This is a genomic window from Actinophytocola sp. (assembly GCF_036402745.1).
GTDB lineage: Bacteria > Actinomycetota > Actinomycetes > Mycobacteriales > Pseudonocardiaceae > Actinophytocola.
Genome location: NZ_DASWSJ010000129.1, coordinates 1 through 16,757 on the forward strand (window position 1 = coordinate 1; position 16,757 = coordinate 16,757).

The following is a 16,757-nucleotide window of genomic DNA, read 5'->3' on the forward strand; positions in this document are numbered from 1 at the left end:
TGAGCTTGAAAGCCACCCAGACGAGTGACGGCCGTGGCCTCCGGCCCCCCCAAAATCCAGCCTACCCAGCCCCACCGACAAAAACGGTGCCAACAGCGGGAGCCTGTGGACAACCGAGGCGGCGGAGGTAAGCGCACCAAATGGCAACGGGTTCACCGTTACGGGTGGTGGGCGGCGCTTGATCTGTCCATGGTGGACACGAGAGGCTGCACGGACATTCGTCATGAGGTGCGGGGGCACATGCGGATCCGAGGTCGTCGATGAGTACCGCCGTGTCGGTGGTGCCGCTGCCGGATGGGGCGGAGTGGGCGCGGCTCGTCGCTGAGCTCGGGGTCGGGTTGCTGCTGTTCCACGAGAACGGTGCCGTCTGGGCGTCCGCCGGGGTTGGGGAGCGGGCGGAGGACTGGCGGCTCCGCGACGACCGCGGGGCGCCACTGCCGAACCTCGATGTCCTTGCCGCGCAAGCAAGGGACGCCGACACGGCTGCCACGATCGCCGTCCTCGCCACGATCGGCGGCATGCCCGCGCGGCGGTTGTGGGTGGAGCTCTACCCGACAATCCTGCGTGGGGAACGGTGTGTGCTCGCCGTGCTGCGACCCGTACAGACAGATGTCTGGCGGGGCAAGGGTTTGCTCGATCCGCTGACCGGGCTCGCCAACCGCGTCCTTCTCTTCGACCGGCTCGACCAGGCGTTGCGGCGCGCCCGCGTCCATGGCTCCGTGGTCACGTTGGTGCTCGCCGATCTTCGCGGGCTCGGCGCGCTTGCGGCCGGGGACGGGGACGAGCTGCTGCGAAAAGTGGCGGAACGACTGGGCAATGGGCTGCGGGAGGACCACACCGTCGCCCGGTACGCGGGTGGGACGTTCGCGGTGGTCGGCGAGCAGCCGCAGCGGGCCGGGGGTGTGCTGACCGCTCGAATCGTCCGGCTGGCCGGGCATCCGGTGCGGGTCGGCTGGGTCACCAGTTGTGGCGGCGACAGCGTGCACGACCTGATCCGGCAGGCGCACCGGAACCTGGCATAGCGAAGGGCCCGGGAGCACAACGTCTCCCGGGCCCTTCGTATGACCCCGATCAGCCGATCGGGTTGGTGGTGAACAGGTTCGCCAGCGCGGCCTGCGTGTCGGACAGCGACGCACCGTCCAGGGCGGACGGGGCGTCGACACCGGACAGCGCGGGGGCGTCGACCGGCAGGTTCTTCAGCGACGGGGCCTGCACGACCGGCACCGCGGTGACATCGCCGACCGCGGGAACGGTGGGCACCACCTGAGTGACGTCGGTGAGGCCGCCCACCTGCGGCGCCGCCGGGAGGGCGGGCAGCTGGGTGGACACGGCCGAGAGGTCACCCACGGCCGGAACCGCCGGCAGCTGCGTCGTCACGCCCGACAGGTCACCCACAGCGGGAACCGCCGGAACGGCCGGAACCGCCGGAACCGCGGGAACGGCCGGCACCAGGGTGGTGACGTCCGTGGCGTCGCCGATCGCGGGCACGGCCGGGAGAGAGCCCGTGGCACCGGTCAGCATGGCGGGCGCACCGGACAGCTCGTCGCTGACCGGCAGCTCCCCGAGCGGGATCTCGTTCAGCGGCACCTCGCCGACGGCGGGCAGGCCCACCGGCAGGTCGTGTGCCGAGCGGGCGTTGTCGACGTTCAGCACGCCGGCCGGGACCGCCAGGACATCGGCGGCCGGGGTGGCGGCGTCGAACAGCGTGCCGGTGACCGTCTGGAACGGGACGTCCGAGCGGGACCGCGGCAGCGGGTACGGGAGGATGTGGTACTCGTCCGCCCCGGTCACCGTGCCGGCCACCTGGGTCACCTGGTCCTGGCCGGGCAGCCCGGACATGCCGTCCGCGAACCCGGTCAGCACGCCGCTGAACGAACCCGCGAACGGGGTCACCTCGGCGGTGGGCAGCGCGAAGTCGCGCGACAGCGAACGACCCGGCATCGGCAGCAGCGCCGGCAGTTCGGTCGGCGACAGGCCGCCGCTCACCGGCAGGTCCAGCTGCGGCTGGCCCTCGCCGACATTGAGGGCGCTGTCGTTGGCGGAGTCGGTGATCGCCGAGGCGAGCACCTCCACCGGCACGTCGTAGACCGGCGCGTTGGCGCCGACCGGAAGCGTGCCGTCGATGCCCGACAGCGAACCGAACTGACCACTCGTGGTGGACGTGCCACCGACCGAGCCCTCGCTCTCGTTGTAGCCGGAGGACACCGACTGGCTCTCGACCGCGGAGACGGCGTCGCCGAAGGGCTGAGCCACCGCGCCGGCCGGAACGTCGACCAGGTTGCCGGCGAGGAAACCGCCGTCACCCGCGGTGTCGATGTCGCCGCCGGAGGTCGTCTGGTTGTCGTTGTCGGCGACCGACGAGTTGACCCCGCCTGCGCCCGACGCGACCGCCGCGAAGCTCTGCACGACCGGCAGGGCCTGCGGGCTCACGACGTTGCCGGAGATCAGGCCGGCGGTGCCGTCGGTGGCCGTGTCGCCACCGGCGGTGGAGTCGGTCTCCGAGGAGGCGACCGAGTCGTTGAGACCCAGTGCCGCGGCGGACTCGCCGAACGCCTGGGCGGCCGAGCCGACCGGGGCCGACACGACGTTGCCCGAAGCGGCGGCACCGGAGCCGTCGCTCGTGTTGTCGCCACCCGCGGTGGTGTCGGTGTCGGCGACGGCCGCCTGCTGGCCGGCGGCGAGACCGCTGGCGCCGGTCCCGAACACCTGCGCCGGCAAGGACACCGGAACGGTCCCGATGTTGCCGGAGCCGAGGCCCGCGGTGCCGGTGGCCTTGTTCGGGCCACCAGCGGTGATCTCGTTGTCCGTCACCGCCTGGGCGTCGGTGAAGGCCACCGCGCCGCCGCTGTTGCCGAACGCCTGCGCGGCACCCGCGACCGGGGCGGACACGAGGTTGGAGGCGAGCAGACCGTTGTCGTCGTCGGTGTTGCTGCCGCCGCCGGCCGAGGTGACCTTGGTCTCCGTGGCCGCTGCGTTGGCGCCACCGGCCGCGGCGGCCGTGTTGCCGAGGGCCTCGACCGGGGTCGCGACGGGAACGGTGGCCTGGTTGCCGCCACCGGCCGAGTTGTCACCGGTGGTGCCGGTGTTGCCGCCGGCGGTGGTGGTGGCCTTGTTGGTGGACGACGCGTTGGCGGCACCCGCACCGGCCGCGGCGTTGGTGAACACCTCCGCGGGGCCGCCGACCGGGGTGGTGGCGGTGGTGCCGGACAGCACGCTGTCCTGGCCGCGGGTGTAGGAGTCGCCGCCCGCGGTCGAGTTGACCGTGTTGTCGGCCTGTGCGGTGGACTTGCCCACGCCGGCCGCGGCGTTGCCGAAGCCGTCGACGGGCAGCGCGACGGGCGCGTGCGCGATCGAGCCGGAGCCCACGGAGCCCTGGCCGGTGCTGCGGTTGCCGCCACCGGCGGCGGTCTGGCTGCTACTCGTGCAGTCCGCCGAGGAACCGCCGGCCACCGCACCCGCGTTGCCGCAGGCCAGAACCGGGCCGCTGGCCGCGGGCTGCGCGACGTTGCCCGCGAGCAGCGCCGGGTCACCGTTGGTCTCGAGGTAGGTCGGCACGCCGTAGAGGCCGCGCCGCTCCTTGCCCGCCTTGGCGTCCGCGGTGGAGTCCGACGTCGCGTCGGACTTGCCGAGGCCGGCGACCGAGTTCCCGTTGAACTCGACCGGGGTCGCGACCGGGACGCCCGCGGCGTTGCCCGAGCCCGCGCTGTCCGCACCCGAGGTGAGGACGTAGCCGCCGGAGGTGGCGGAGGTGTCGGCCGCGGAGTCGGCCTCCGACTTGCCGGCGCCCGCGATGGCGTTGCCGGTGACCTGCACCGGGGTGGCGCCGTGGCCGGCGACCACGTTGCCCGCGAGGAAGCCGTTGCTGCCGTCGGTGGTGACGTCGCTCGTCGCGGTCGTCTCCTGCGACGCGGTGCTGGTGGCCTTCGCCTTGCCCAGCCCGGCGATCGCGTTGCCCGTGATCTGGACCGGTGCGGTGTAGTCGAGGTCGACCACGTTGCCGCCGAGGAAGGTGCCCTTGCCGTCGGTCACGACGTTCTCGTGGCCGTAGTCGTACCGCGTCTGCGAGTCGTCCTCGACCTCGGCCTTGCCGGCGACCGCGATCGCGTTGCCGGTGACGACCAGTGGCACGACCACGTCACCGTCGACCCGGTTGCCGGCCAGCACGCCCTCGACGTCGGGCAGACCGGGCGTCCGCGGGAGCGCGGGGGTGTTCGGCACCTTCAGGCCCGACTTGGCGGCGGTCGCCTTGACCTTGTCGGTCAGCGGCGTGACCTTGTCCAGGACCGGCTTGGCCTGGTCGGTCACCTTGCCGGTGACACCGTCCACGACCGGCTTGGCCTGGTCGGTGACCTTGCCGGCGACCGGCGCCGCGGCCGCCCGGGCCTTGTCGACCACCGGCGTGACAGCCGGGGCCACCTTGTCCGCCATCGGCACGGCGCCGACCAGGTCGGCCACACTGACCCGGAGGTCCTTGTGGATCGGCGGCAGGTTCTTCTGGCCGAGCGGCGTGCCAAGCGCGTTGTTGTCGATGTGGACAGGGACGGTCACGGACCCGTCAAGCGGCGATGCCGGCTTGTCCGGGTTGACGTCCTCGTCGGCAGAAGCGATGCCGGTACCCAGCATCAGCAAACCACCAGTGACTAGCGCGGTCTGGAGACCTCGCCTCGCCCAGGTTTGCATCGTGTGATGCTCCTTTCGTTTTCCCTTTGGGGGGTTTGGCGGGTGGCCGTACGCGTTGACGTGGAGACGCGTTGGGGCAAGCGGCCACCCGGGTCGGGGTGCGGGCATGGGAGCCCGCGGGGGATGGGCGCGGCACCGCGCGGCGGTGCACCCGGCATGCCGAGCACTCGGGGCTCGGGCCGGTCGCGCCGCTTACTCAGTCAGGGCTGACGCCGGGCTGCGCACCGACGCGCCCGAAGGAGGTGACCACGGTGGCGGGCACGGTGAGCCCACGAACCAGCGCGGGTGCGCGGTCCTGCCACGGCAGCGCCGCGGACAGCGCCGGGTCGGCCGGGTTGCCGGTGGAGCCGTTGTGGCCCGAGACCGGTGCGCTCGGCACGGCCGGCGCGAACGGCGTCGGCCAGCTGGGGAGGTCGGGGAAGGACGGCATGCCCGGCTCTGGTGAGCCTCGCCGTGGCATGCCGTCCGAGTACGCGCGGCCGGTCGCGGTGCGCTCGGCCGTCCGGTCCGGGTCGACGCCCGGGGTGGTGACGGAGCCGGCGGCCGCGGGCGGCGCGGCGGCAGGCGGGCCCGTGGGGCTGTCCGACCGGCCGAGGCCGGCGTCGCCCGACGCGTCACCGTGGCCGATGCCACCGTCGAGGCCGCCCTCGATGCCGCCGATGCTGCCACCGATGCTGTCGTGCACCCCGCAGAGCTGGTCCGCGCAGTGCGGGAGCTCCGCGAAGTGGTCCTTGGCGTGCTCGCCGAACCGGTCGGCGGCGTCCCTGACCTTCTCGCCGAACTCCTCGAGCGGGTTCTTCTCGAGCGGGTTCTTCGGCGGCGGGGGCGTGTCGCGCAGGTGGTCGACGGCCGTGTGCACGGCGGCGGAGACCGGCGCGACGACGGTCTTGACGACCGGGACCTCGGGCAGTTGCGGCCCGGTGTCGGCGGAGGCTCCCGCGGTGGACAGGCACCAGGCGATGGCGGTTCCGGCGGCAGCGCCGCCGACGACCGTCAACGTGCGTACGACGACGCGCCGCGTGAACGCGGCCGTCTCCCGCACACTGCTGGTCGCCTGATCCACTGAGATTCCTCGCCTGGTCGGAAAGCTCCGCCTACGAACTCTTCGCACTCGGTCGGACACGTTGGGTACCGACGGACCGTGCAGCAGGAGGTTTTCATCGCGGGGGGCCGGAATGCACGCCCAACGAGGCTTAACCCCCTGATCGTGTGACGAACACAGGGTGTTTCCACAACTCACTGACCGTAGTCGGCCCAGGCGGGCGGGCCTGTGGGCAGGAATCCGTCCACAGGAAGGAAATGTGCCGGCCGGCCGCCAGCTCACCGCACAGATGTCCGGGTCGGTGGATACCGTCTTCGTGTGACCAGATCTCGCGGCGAGCAGAAGTCCTCGCGCAAGCCACCGGCCGACGTCACCAGCCTCGTACCCACCGGGCTGCGGGTGAGCGCGGCGCTGTCCTGGCGGTTCATCGTCATCATCGCCGCGCTGTACGTGATCGTGTGGCTGGCGGGCTACTTCTCGCATCTCATCGTGCCGGTCGCGATCGCCTTACTGCTGGCCGCGTTGATGGCGCCGGGCGTGGATCGCCTGGTGCAGTGGAAGGTTCCGCGTGGCGCGGCCGCGGCCATCGTGATGGTGCTGGGGATCGCGATCGTCGGCGGGCTCATCACCTTCGTGATCATCACGTTCTCCAACGGTCTTCCCCAGCTGCAGCAACAGGTCTCGGACAGCCTCAACCAGATCCGCGACTGGCTCATCACGGGTCCGCTGCACCTGCGCACCCAGCAGATCCAGACGTTCCTCGACAACGCGATCGGCGCGATCCAGAGCAACCAGTCGGCCATCACCCAGGGCGCCCTCACCACCGCGGCGACGATCGGTGAGATCCTCACCGGCCTGCTGCTCACGATGTTCGTCCTGATCTTCTTCCTCTACGACGGCCCGGGAATCTGGACGTTCATCGCCCGCGGCGTGCCGGCCCGGGTTCGCCGCCGGGTCGATGTCGCCGGCCGCCGCGGGTTCGCCGCGCTGGTCAGCTACGTGCGTGCCACCGCGGCCGTGGCGCTGGTCGACGCGGTCGGCATCGGCGTCGGCCTCGCCGTCGTCGGCGTGCCCCTGGTGATCCCGTTGTCCGCGTTGGTGTTCCTGTCCGCGTTCGTGCCGATCATCGGTGCGGTCCTGGCGGGCACGGTCGCCGTCTTGGTCGCCCTGGTCGCCAACGGCCTCATCCCGGCCATCGTCGTGCTCGCGATCGTGATCGGCGTGATGCAGCTGGAAAGCCATGTGCTCCAGCCGTGGCTGCTCGGTCGCGCGGTGCGGCTGCACCCGCTCGCGGTGGTGCTCGCCATCGCCGCGGGCCTCATCTCCGGTGGGATCGCCGGGGCGCTGCTGGCGGTGCCGTTGCTGGCCGTGCTCAACGCGGGCGTGAAGTCGTTGCTGCACGAGGACGAGACCGAGCCCGCCGAGATCGATGTGTTGCACGAGCAGGAGACCGAGGCGCCGGAGGTGGCGCAGCGGTCCGAGGACGACACCCAGGCCACCTGGGAGCGGCCGTGATCGCAACCGGTGCGCAGGTCCCCAAGGACCCGACGACACCGCTGTGGCGCGCGGCGGTGGTGCTGCGTGTGCTCACGCTTCTCTTCGCCGCCGGCGTCGTGCTGGTCTACCTGCACGAGTACGCCCGGCCCTGGCTCGCACTCGTGACCGTCGGCGTCATGGCGGCGTGGACGGCCGTGATCGCCGTGCGGTATCTCGACCCGGCCGGCCGGGTGCTCGGCTTCGCCGTGCTGGACCTGGTGGTGTGCTGCGCGGCGATGTGCGTGTCGCGGCTGGTGCTCACGCCCGCGCAGCTCGCCGTCGACCAGGTACCGCTCGTCCCCACGGTGTGGGTCACCGGCGTGGTCGCGGCCGGCGCGGTGTGTGCCGGGCCGACCGTGGGCGCGGTGTTCGGCGCGGTCATCGCGGCGTTCAACTACGGCGTGCGGGGCTACGTCGACACGGACCTCACCCGGGACCTGATGCTGCTGGTGGGCGTCGGGTTCGTGCTGGGGCTGGCCGCGTCGGCGTCGCGCCGGTCGGCGGCGCGGCTGGAGCGGGCGCTGCGGGCGGAGGCGGCCACGGCCGAGCGGGAGCGGCTCGCCCGGTCGATCCACGACAGCGTGCTGCAGGTGCTCGCCCGGGTGCGCCAGCGGGGCGCGGAGCTGGGCGGGGAGGCCGCGGAGCTGGCCCGGCTCGCCGGGGAGCAGGAGATCGCGTTGCGGGCGCTGGTGTCCACCGCGCCCGAGCCCGAGTCCACGGTGGACGGTTCGGCGGACCTGGGCGCGCGGCTGCGGTTGCTGGCCACCGGGCGCACGCAGGTGTCGGTGCCGGCCACGGCGGTGCGGCTGCCGGTCGCGGTCGCGACCGAGGTGGAGTCGGTGGTCCGCGAGGCGTTGGCGAACGTGGCCAAGCACGCCGGTCCGGATGCGCGCGCGTGGGTGCTGCTCGAGGATCTGGGCGGGGAGATCGTGGTCAGCGTGCGGGACGACGGCGTCGGGTTCACCCCGGACCGGATCGACGAGGCGGAGCGGGAGGGGCGGATGGGGATCGCGCGCTCGATGCGTGGCCGGGCGGTCGAGCTCGGCGGGAGCATCGCGGTGGAGACCGCGCCGGGTGCCGGCGTGGAGTGGGAGCTGCGGGTGCCGCGGCCGGTCGAGGCCCGCCGGTGAGCTCCCCGCCAATCACCGTGATGGTCGTCGACGACCACCCGATGTGGCGCGACGGGGTGGCCAGGGACCTCGGCGAGCGCGGCTTCGCGGTGCGGGCCACCGCGGGCGACGCCGAGGCGGCGGTGCGGATCGCCGGCACGGTGCGGCCGGACGTCGTGCTGATGGATCTCAACCTGGGCACCGTGTCCGGGGTGGCGGCGATCCGCGAGATCACCGGCGCGCTCCCCGGCACGCGGGTGCTGGTGCTGTCCGCGTCGGGCGAGCACGCGGACGTGCTGGAGGCGGTGAAGGCGGGTGCGTCGGGCTACCTGGTCAAGTCGGCGTCGGTGGAGGAGCTCGTCCAGGCGGTGCGGCGGACGGCGTCGGGCGACGCGGTGTTCACGCCGGGGCTCGCCGGCCTGGTGCTCGGCGAGTACCGCCGGATGGCCGCCGAGTCGCGGGCCGACGACGAGCCGAGCCTCACCCAGCGGGAGACCGAGGTGCTGCGGCTGGTCGCGAAGGGGTTGACCGCGCGGCAGATCGCCACCCGGCTCACGCTGTCGCACCGCACGGTCGAGAACCACGTGCAGTCGACGCTGCGCAAGCTGCAGCTGCACAACCGGGTCGAGCTGGCCCGCTACGCCATCGAGCACGGCCTGGACGAGCAACCGGAGTCATCATCGCGTGGCGGGCCGCAATAGGCTGGTCGCATGCATGACCCGCGTGTTCTGCTCGACCCGGCCACCGACGCGGTGCGCAAGCTCGCGCGCCGCGGCTACCACCTCGACCTGACCCAGCTGGAGAAGCTGTTCGGTCAGCGCACGGCCACCGTGCAGGCGGCCGACGAGTCCCGCGCGGAGTCCAACCGGCTGGCCAAGGAGGTCGGCGCGGCGGCCAAGCGCGGCGAGGACGTCAGCCGGCTACGCGAGCACGCGCGCTCGGTGAAGACCCGCGTCCAGGAGCTCGAGGAGCAGCACCGCCAGCTCGCCGCCGAGCTCGACGAGTTCCTGCTGGGCGTGCCGAACCTGCCGGCCGACGAGCTGCCCGACGGCAACACCGACGCCGACGCCGAGGAGGTCGCCCGCTGGGGCGAGCCGCCGGTGTTCGACTTCGAGCCCGCCGACCACGTCGACCTCGGCGAGCGGCTGGGCATCCTCGACCTCGCCCGCGCCACGAAGCTGTCCGGCCCGCGGTTCGCGATCCTGCGGGGGGCAGGGGCCCGGCTCGAGCGCGGGCTCACCCAGTTCCTGCTGGAGCTGCACACGGAGCGGCACGGGTACACCGAGTTCTCGGTGCCGGCGATCGTCAACCGGCCGACGATGACCGGCACGGGTCAGCTGCCCAAGTTCGAGGCCGACCTGTTCCGCACGGGCGTCGCGGACCGGGAGCTGTTCCTGATCCCCACCGCCGAGGTGCCGCTGACGAACCTGCACGCGAGCGAGACGCTCCCGGCGCAGGACCTGCCGCTGGCCTACACGGCCAACACGCCGTGCTTCCGGTCGGAGGCGGGCACGTACGGCAAGGACACCCGCGGGCTCATCCGGCTGCACCAGTTCGCGAAGGTCGAGCTGGTCCGGTTCTGCACCCCCGAGCGGGCAGGCGAGGAGCTGGAGCTGCTGCGCTCGCACGCGGAGACCGCGCTGCGCGAGCTGGGCCTGGCCTACCGCGTGGTGAAGCTCGCCGCGGGCGACCTGGGCTTCTCGGCCCGGTTCACCTACGACCTCGAGGTGTGGCTGCCGGGTCAGCAGACCTACCGGGAGGTCTCGAGCGTGTCGGACTTCGGCACGTTCCAGGCACGCCGGGCCGGCATCCGCACCAAGGCCAAGGACGGCACCCGCGGCTTCGCCAACACGCTCAACGGGTCGGGGCTGCCGATCGGCCGCACGCTGGTCGCGATCCTGGAGCAGAACCAGCAGACCGACGGCTCGGTCCGGATACCCGAGGTGCTCGTGCCGTACGTGCGCTTCGAGCGCATCGACGCGGACGGCTCCACCGGCTGAACGTCACCGGGATGGCCTACCGTGGTGCCGTGAGCGAGAACGAGCCCGTCGACCCGCGGGAGCTGCGGGTGTCCGACGCGGAGCGCACCCACGTGGTCGGCGTGCTGCAGAAGGCCATCGGCCACGGGATGCTGTCGCTGGACGAGTTCACCGCGCGCACCGACGTCGCGCTGGCGGCCAAGACCCGCGCCGAGCTCAACGCCGTGCTGGTCGACCTACCGGGGGTCACCCACGAGGACCCGAACGCGCCGGTGCGCGAGCAGCCGGTGGAGCTGCGGGCCAACATGTCGACCCTCAAGCGGGTCGGGCAGTGGACCGTGCCGCGTGAGCTGATCATCCGCAACAAGCTGGGGTCCACCGAGCTGGACTTCACCGAGGCCAAGATCCAGCATGCCGAGGTGCGGATCAGGCTCGAGGTCAGCGGCGGGTCGGTGAAGCTGCTGCTGCCCGAGCACGCGTCCGTCGTCACCGACGACGTGAACGTCATCGCCGGCAGCATCAAGGACAAGGTCGGCGCCGGGAAGGGCCGGCCGAGGTTCGTGCTCGCCGGCACCGTCACCATGGGCTCGGTGCAGCTGCGCCGGGCCAGCTACGTGCGGATCGGCAGCCTGCTGTTCCGGTCGCCGTGGAAGATCAGCCGCGCCGCGGACTGAGAGGGACTCGTTGCGGAGGAACGCGTGAAGGCTCTGGTCAAGGCCGTCCAGGGTCCTGGTCTGGAGCTCACCGAGGTGGCAGAGCCCGAGCCGGGACCGACCGAGGTGAAGCTGCGCGTGCTGCGCACCGGCATCTGCGGCACGGACCTGCACATCGACTCGTGGGACGAGTGGGCCGCGGCCACGATCACCCCGCCGCTGGTCGTCGGCCACGAGTTCGTCGGCGAGGTCGTCGAGGTCGGTGCCGCGGTCACCAAGGTCGAGGTCGGCGACCTGGTCAGCGGTGAGGGCCACCTGGTCTGCGGGACGTGCCGCAACTGCAAGGCCGGCCGGCGCCACCTGTGCGCCAACACGGTCGGCCTCGGCGTGCAGACCGCGGGCTGTTTCGCCGAGTTCGCGGTGCTGCCCGAGCAGAACGCCTGGGTGCACACGCACCCGGTGGACCTGGACGTCGCGGCGATCTTCGACCCGTTCGGCAACGCCGTGCACACCGCGCTGTCGTTCCCCGTGCTGGGCGAGGACGTGCTGATCACCGGCGCCGGCCCGATCGGGCTGATGGCCGCCGCGGTCGCCAGGCACGCGGGCGCCCGGCACGTCGTGATCACCGACGTGAGCGAGCCGCGGCTGGAGCTGGCCCGCAAGATCGGCGTGGACGTGGCGCTGGACGTCAGCCGGCACGCGATCGGCGAGGTGTACCCGGAGCTCGACATGTCCGAGGGCTTCGACGTCGGCATGGAGATGTCCGGCCGGCCGGCGGCGCTGCGCGAGATGATCGCGAACATGACCCACGGCGGCCGGATCGCGATGCTGGGCCTGCCGGCCTCGGAGATCGCGGTCGACTGGAGCCGGGTGGTGCTCAAGATGCTCACCATCAAGGGCATCTACGGCCGGGAGATGTTCGAGACCTGGTACGCCATGTCGGTCCTGCTCCAGGCCGGGCTCGACCTCTCGCCGGTGATCACCCACCGGTTCGGCTACACCGAGCACGAGGCCGCGTTCGCCACCGCGCGCGACGGCCGGTGCGGCAAGGTCATTCTCGACTGGACCGCACAGGGAGAGGTGGCCTGATGTACGGCGCGATTCGGGACGGCCTGCGCGCGGAGCTGGACGAGATCCGCGCGGCCGGGTTGTACAAGGCGGAGCGGGTGCTCAGCACGCCGCAGAACGCGTCCGTGCGGGTCGGTGCCGAGGCCGAGGTGCTCAACTTCTGCGCCAACAACTACCTCGGGCTCGCCGACCACGCCACGCTCGTCGCGGCCGCGAAGGAGGCGCTGGACCGCTGGGGCTTCGGCATGGCGTCGGTGCGGTTCATCTGCGGCACCCAGGAGCCGCACAAGGAGCTCGAGGGCAAGCTGTCGGAGTTCCTCTCGACCGAGGACACGATCCTCTACAGCTCGTGCTTCGACGCCAACGCGGGCCTGTTCGAGACGCTGCTGGGCGACCAGGACGCGGTGATCTCCGACGAGCTCAACCACGCGTCGGTCATCGACGGCATCCGGCTGTGCAAGGCCCGCCGGCTGCGCTACAAGAACCGGGACATGGCCGATCTCGAGCGGCAGCTCAAGGAGGCGGCCGACGCCCGCTACCGGCTGATCGCCACCGACGGCGTGTTCTCGATGGACGGCTACCTGGCCCCGCTCGACGAGATCGTCGCGCTCGCCGAGGCACACGACGCGCTGGTGATGGTCGACGACTCGCACGCGGTCGGCTTCGTCGGGCCGACCGGGCGGGGGACCCCGGAGCTGTTCGGCGTCGCCGACAAGGTCGACGTCGTCACCGGCACGCTGGGCAAGGCGCTCGGCGGGGCCAGCGGCGGCTACACGTCCGGGCGGGCGGAGATCGTGGAGATGCTGCGCCAGCGGTCCCGGCCGTACCTGTTCTCGAACTCGCTGGCGCCGTCGATCACCGCCACCGCGCTCGCCGCGCTGGAGCTGCTGGAGTCCTCCGGCGACCTGCTGGAGCGGCTGCGGGCGAACACGGCGCTGTTCCGCGCCCGGATGACCGAGGCCGGCTTCGACCTGCTGCCCGGCGAGCACCCGATCATCCCGGTGATGCTCGGCGACGCCGCGCTGGCCGGGCGGATGGCCGACCTGCTGCTCGGGCAGGGCGTGTACGTCATCGGGTTCTCCTACCCGGTCGTGCCGCACGGGAAGGCGCGGATCCGCACCCAGCTGTCGGCCGCGCACTCCACTGAGGACGTCCACAAGGCCGTCGACGCCTTCATCACGGCCCGGCACCACATATCCGTCAGTTGACGGATGTCTCGCCCTGGCGTTGGGCGAAGACTTCCTGAGTCCGAACGACCGCCCACGGCCCGCATTTTGGCTCCGGGATGAGCACGCTGAGCAGTCACTCGGACACGGCATCAGCGGATTCGTGCGCAAGTGCTAACGATTAGTGAGCACGCTCGGGTCGTGATGCCACAATGTTCGACAACTCTGACACGTGAAGTCGACGGGAGACCGGAGGCGTCATAAATCAGAGCCCCACGCCGGCGGAGCATGCCAGCGTCGGGGCCCGGCCGGCCCAGCAGGCAATGGCCGGGCTTCGCGCCGCCGGTACCGGTCGCGTAGCCCCCCGAGCGATCGGTGCCGGCGGCGCGGTCCCCACCCCTGCTGGTCCGTACCCACGCCGGTTTGTCTTCGCGCCGTCGGTACCGGTCGCGTACCTCCCCCTCCGCGACCGGTGCCGGCGGCGCGTCCCCCCAGCCCGGCCCGCGGACCGCGGGCTACAGGACCACGTTGACCAGGCGGCCCGGGACGACGATCACCTTTCGCGGCTCGGTGCCGTCGACCAGGGCGGCTATCCGCTCCTCTGCCAGGGCGGCGGCCGTCACCTCGGCCCGGTCGGCCGACGCGGGGACGGTGACCCTGGCGCGGACCTTGCCGTTGACCTGGATCGGGTACTCGACGGTGTCCTCGACCAGGTAGCGCTCGTCGGCCACCGGGAACGGGCCGTGCGCCAGGGACGTGTCGTGGCCCAGGGCCGCCCACAGCTCCTCGGCCACATGCGGGCACAGCGGCGCCAGCATCAGCACCATCGGCTCGACCACCGCGCGCGGGCTCGGCTTCGAGCCGTACGTCTTCGTCACGTGGTTGTTCAGCTCGATCAGCTTCGCGCCGGCCGTGTTGAAGCGCATGGTCGCGTAGTCGGTGTGCACGCCGTCGATGGTCTTGTGCAGGGCCCGCAGCGTGGCCTCGTCCGGCTCGTCCTCGCTGACCCGGACCTCGCCGCTGGCCTCGTCGATGACGTTGCGCCACAGGCGCTGCAGGAACCGCTGGGCGCCCACGACGTCCTTGGTGGCCCACGGGCGGGACACGTCCATGGGGCCCATCGACATCTCGTAGAACCGGAAGGTGTCCGCGCCGTAGCGCTCGCACATCTCGTCCGGCGTCACGACGTTCTTCAGGCTCTTGCCCATCTTGCCGTACTCCTGGCGGACCTCCTGGCCGTTCCAGAAGAACTTGCCGTCCACTTCGGACACTTCCTCGGCCGGCACGTAGACGCCGCGGGCGTCGGTGTAGGCGTAGGCCTGGATGTAGCCCTGGTTGAACAGCCGGCGGTAGGGCTCGGCCGCGGACACGTGGCCCAGGTCGAACAGCACCTTCTGCCAGAACCGCGAGTACAGCAGGTGCAGCACCGCGTGCTCGATCCCGCCGATGTACAGGTCGACGCCGCCGGGGTCGGTCGGGCCGTGGACGGCCGGCCGCGGGCCCAGCCAGTACGCCTCGTTCTCCGGCTCGCAGAACCGCTCGGTGTCGGTGGGGTCGACATAGCGCAGCTGGTACCAGCACGACCCCGCCCACTGCGGCATCACGTTGGCGTCGCGGCGGTAGCGCTTCTTGCCCTCGCCCAGGTCCAGCTCGACCTCGATCCAGTCGCTCGCGCGGGACAGCGGCGGCGACGGCTCGGTGTCGGCGTCGTCGGGGTCGAACGTGCGGGGGGAGTAGTCGTCGACCTCGGGCAGTTCGACCGGCAGCATGCTGTCCGGCAGCGGGACGGGCAGGCCGTCCTCGTCGTAGACGATGGGGAACGGCTCGCCCCAGTACCGCTGGCGCGCGAACAGCCAGTCGCGCAGCTTGTACTGCAGCTTGCCCTCGCCGTGGCCGTGCTCCTCCAGCCACCCGATGATCGTCTTCTTGGCCTCGTCGACGTCCAGCCCGTCCAGGCTGACCCCATTTTCCTGGCGCGAGTTGATGGCCGGCCCGGTGCCCGTGTACGCCTCGCCCTCGAAGCCCTCGCTCGGCCGCACGGTCCGCACGATCGGCAGGCCGAACACCGTCGCGAAGTCCCAGTCGCGCTGGTCCTGGCCGGGCACGGCCATGATGGCGCCGGTGCCGTAGCCCATCAGCACGTAGTCCGCGACGAACACGGGGATCTGCTTGCCGTTGACCGGGTTCGTGGCGAACGCGCCGACGAACACACCGGTCTTCTCCTTGTTCTCCTGCCGGTCCAGCTCGGACTTCTGCGACGCGGCGCGGCGGTAGGCCGCGACGGCCTCGGCGGGCGTGGCGGCACCGCCGGTCCAGCGCTCGTCGACATCGTCGGGCCACTCGGCCGGCATGATCCGGTCGACCAGCGGGTGTTCCGGCGCCAGGACCATGTACGTGGCACCGAAGACGGTGTCCGGGCGGGTGGTGAAGACCTCGATCGAGGTGTCGCCGGCGGGGAACCGGATGTGCGCGCCCGCCGAGCGGCCGATCCAGTTGCGCTGCATGGCCTTGACCTTCTCCGGCCAGTCCAGCAGGTCCAGGTCGTCGACCAGGCGGTCGGCGTAGGCGGTGATCCGCATCATCCACTGGCGCAGGTTCTTGCGGAACACCGGGAAGTTGCCGCGGTCGGTGCGGCCGTCGGCGGTGACCTCCTCGTTGGCCACCACCGTGCCCAGCCCCGGGCTCCAGTTGACCGGCGCCTCGGACTGGTAGACCAGCCGGTAGGAGTCGATGATCTTGCGCTGCTCCACCCGGGTCAGCTCGCACCAGCCACGACCGTCCGGAGTGGACCGCTTGTCCTGCGCGAACTCCGTCTCCAGCTCGGCGATGGGCCGGGCCTTGTCCAGCTTCTCGTCGTACCAGGCGTTGTAGATCTGCAGGAAGATCCACTGGGTCCAGCGGTAGTAGGACAGGTCCGTGGTGGCGACGCGGCGCCGCTCGTCGTGACCCAGGCCCAGCCGGCGGATCTGGCTCAGGTAGCGCTGGACGTTGTCCTCGGTGGTCTTGCGCGGGTGCTGGCCGGTCTGCACGGCGTACTGCTCGGCCGGCAGCCCGAACGCGTCGAACCCCATGGTGTGCAGGACGTTGCGGCCGGCCATGCGGTGGTAGCGGGCGAACACGTCGGTGCCGATGAACCCCAGCGGGTGGCCGACGTGCAGCCCCGCACCGGACGGGTAGGGGAACATGTCCTGCACGAACAGCTTGTCCTCGGGCACCTCGCCCTCGGCCAGCGGACCGACCGGGTTGGGCGCGTGGAACGTGCCGTGCTCCTCCCAGAAGCCCTGCCAGCGCCTCTCGATCGAGTTGGCCAGCGTGGCCGTGTAGCGGTGGGCCGGCACGGACTCGGCGGCGTCACTCATCGTGGGGTCCTTCCCTGGTGCTTGCTCCGAACACAACAAAACCCCTCTGCCAGCAGGCATGAGGGGTTCGCCGCGCCAACCGTCCGGTCAGCGCGGCGCACTAAGGAGCAGGCGTCCGGTGCTCATAGCACCAGGATACCGCGCACGCCAACACTCTTTCCCGCC

Annotated in this window: 11 protein-coding genes; 8 read left to right on the forward strand and 3 right to left on the reverse strand. The window is 71.7% G+C overall.

The window, feature by feature from the left end; all coding sequences use genetic code 11:
* The first annotated feature begins 260 nt into the window (after positions 1-260).
* Entirely contained in the window at positions 261-1,022 is a 762-nt protein-coding gene (locus VGD70_RS12820; protein ID WP_331081393.1) for a diguanylate cyclase domain-containing protein, read from the forward strand.
* A 49-nt stretch (positions 1,023-1,071) separates the two neighbouring features.
* Here VGD70_RS12820 and VGD70_RS12825 read toward each other — a convergent pair whose 3' ends face one another.
* The gene (locus tag VGD70_RS12825) at positions 1,072-4,623 is read right to left on the reverse strand and encodes a hypothetical protein (protein ID WP_331081395.1); all 3,552 of its coding nucleotides are present in this window, start codon (positions 4,621-4,623) and stop codon (positions 1,072-1,074) included.
* A gap of 253 nt (positions 4,624-4,876) precedes the next feature.
* Complete coding sequence (locus tag VGD70_RS12830; protein WP_331081397.1) at positions 4,877-5,743, reverse strand: hypothetical protein; 867 nt, start codon at positions 5,741-5,743, stop codon at positions 4,877-4,879.
* Positions 5,744-6,040: 297 nt separating this feature from the next.
* Here VGD70_RS12830 and VGD70_RS12835 point away from each other — a divergent pair, with 297 nt between their 5' ends.
* Genes VGD70_RS12835 through VGD70_RS12865 form a run of 7 tightly spaced genes read left to right on the forward strand, consistent with a single transcriptional unit; the run spans position 6,041 to position 13,275 of the window.
* Positions 6,041-7,237 carry an AI-2E family transporter gene (locus VGD70_RS12835; RefSeq protein WP_331081399.1) on the forward strand — a complete coding sequence of 399 codons (1,197 nt, stop codon included), beginning with the start codon at positions 6,041-6,043 and terminating at the stop codon, positions 7,235-7,237.
* The gene (macS, locus tag VGD70_RS12840) at positions 7,234-8,388 is read left to right on the forward strand and encodes a MacS family sensor histidine kinase (RefSeq protein ID WP_414637953.1); all 1,155 of its coding nucleotides are present in this window, start codon (positions 7,234-7,236) and stop codon (positions 8,386-8,388) included. Before VGD70_RS12835 ends, macS begins: the two co-directional genes overlap by 4 nt.
* 20 nt (positions 8,389-8,408) lie before the next feature.
* The gene (locus tag VGD70_RS12845) at positions 8,409-9,068 is read left to right on the forward strand and encodes a response regulator transcription factor (protein WP_331081443.1); all 660 of its coding nucleotides are present in this window, start codon (positions 8,409-8,411) and stop codon (positions 9,066-9,068) included.
* A 9-nt stretch (positions 9,069-9,077) separates the two neighbouring features.
* Positions 9,078-10,367, forward strand: a complete 1,290-nt coding sequence (gene serS, locus VGD70_RS12850; protein WP_331081401.1) for a serine--tRNA ligase — start codon at positions 9,078-9,080, stop codon at positions 10,365-10,367.
* A 29-nt stretch (positions 10,368-10,396) separates the two neighbouring features.
* On the forward strand, positions 10,397-11,020 hold the full coding sequence (locus VGD70_RS12855) for a DUF1707 SHOCT-like domain-containing protein (RefSeq protein WP_331081403.1): 624 nt from the start codon (positions 10,397-10,399) through the stop codon (positions 11,018-11,020).
* Positions 11,021-11,044: 24 nt separating this feature from the next.
* Positions 11,045-12,088: an L-threonine 3-dehydrogenase gene (tdh, locus tag VGD70_RS12860; RefSeq protein WP_331081405.1), complete on the forward strand. Its 1,044-nt coding sequence runs from the start codon at positions 11,045-11,047 to the stop codon at positions 12,086-12,088.
* Entirely contained in the window at positions 12,088-13,275 is a 1,188-nt protein-coding gene (locus VGD70_RS12865) for a glycine C-acetyltransferase (RefSeq protein ID WP_331081406.1), read from the forward strand. Before tdh ends, VGD70_RS12865 begins: the two co-directional genes overlap by 1 nt.
* A 473-nt stretch (positions 13,276-13,748) precedes the next feature.
* Here VGD70_RS12865 and leuS read toward each other — a convergent pair whose 3' ends face one another.
* On the reverse strand, positions 13,749-16,592 hold the full coding sequence (gene leuS, locus VGD70_RS12870) for a leucine--tRNA ligase (RefSeq protein WP_331081408.1): 2,844 nt from the start codon (positions 16,590-16,592) through the stop codon (positions 13,749-13,751).
* Positions 16,593-16,757: the final 165 nt, after the last annotated feature.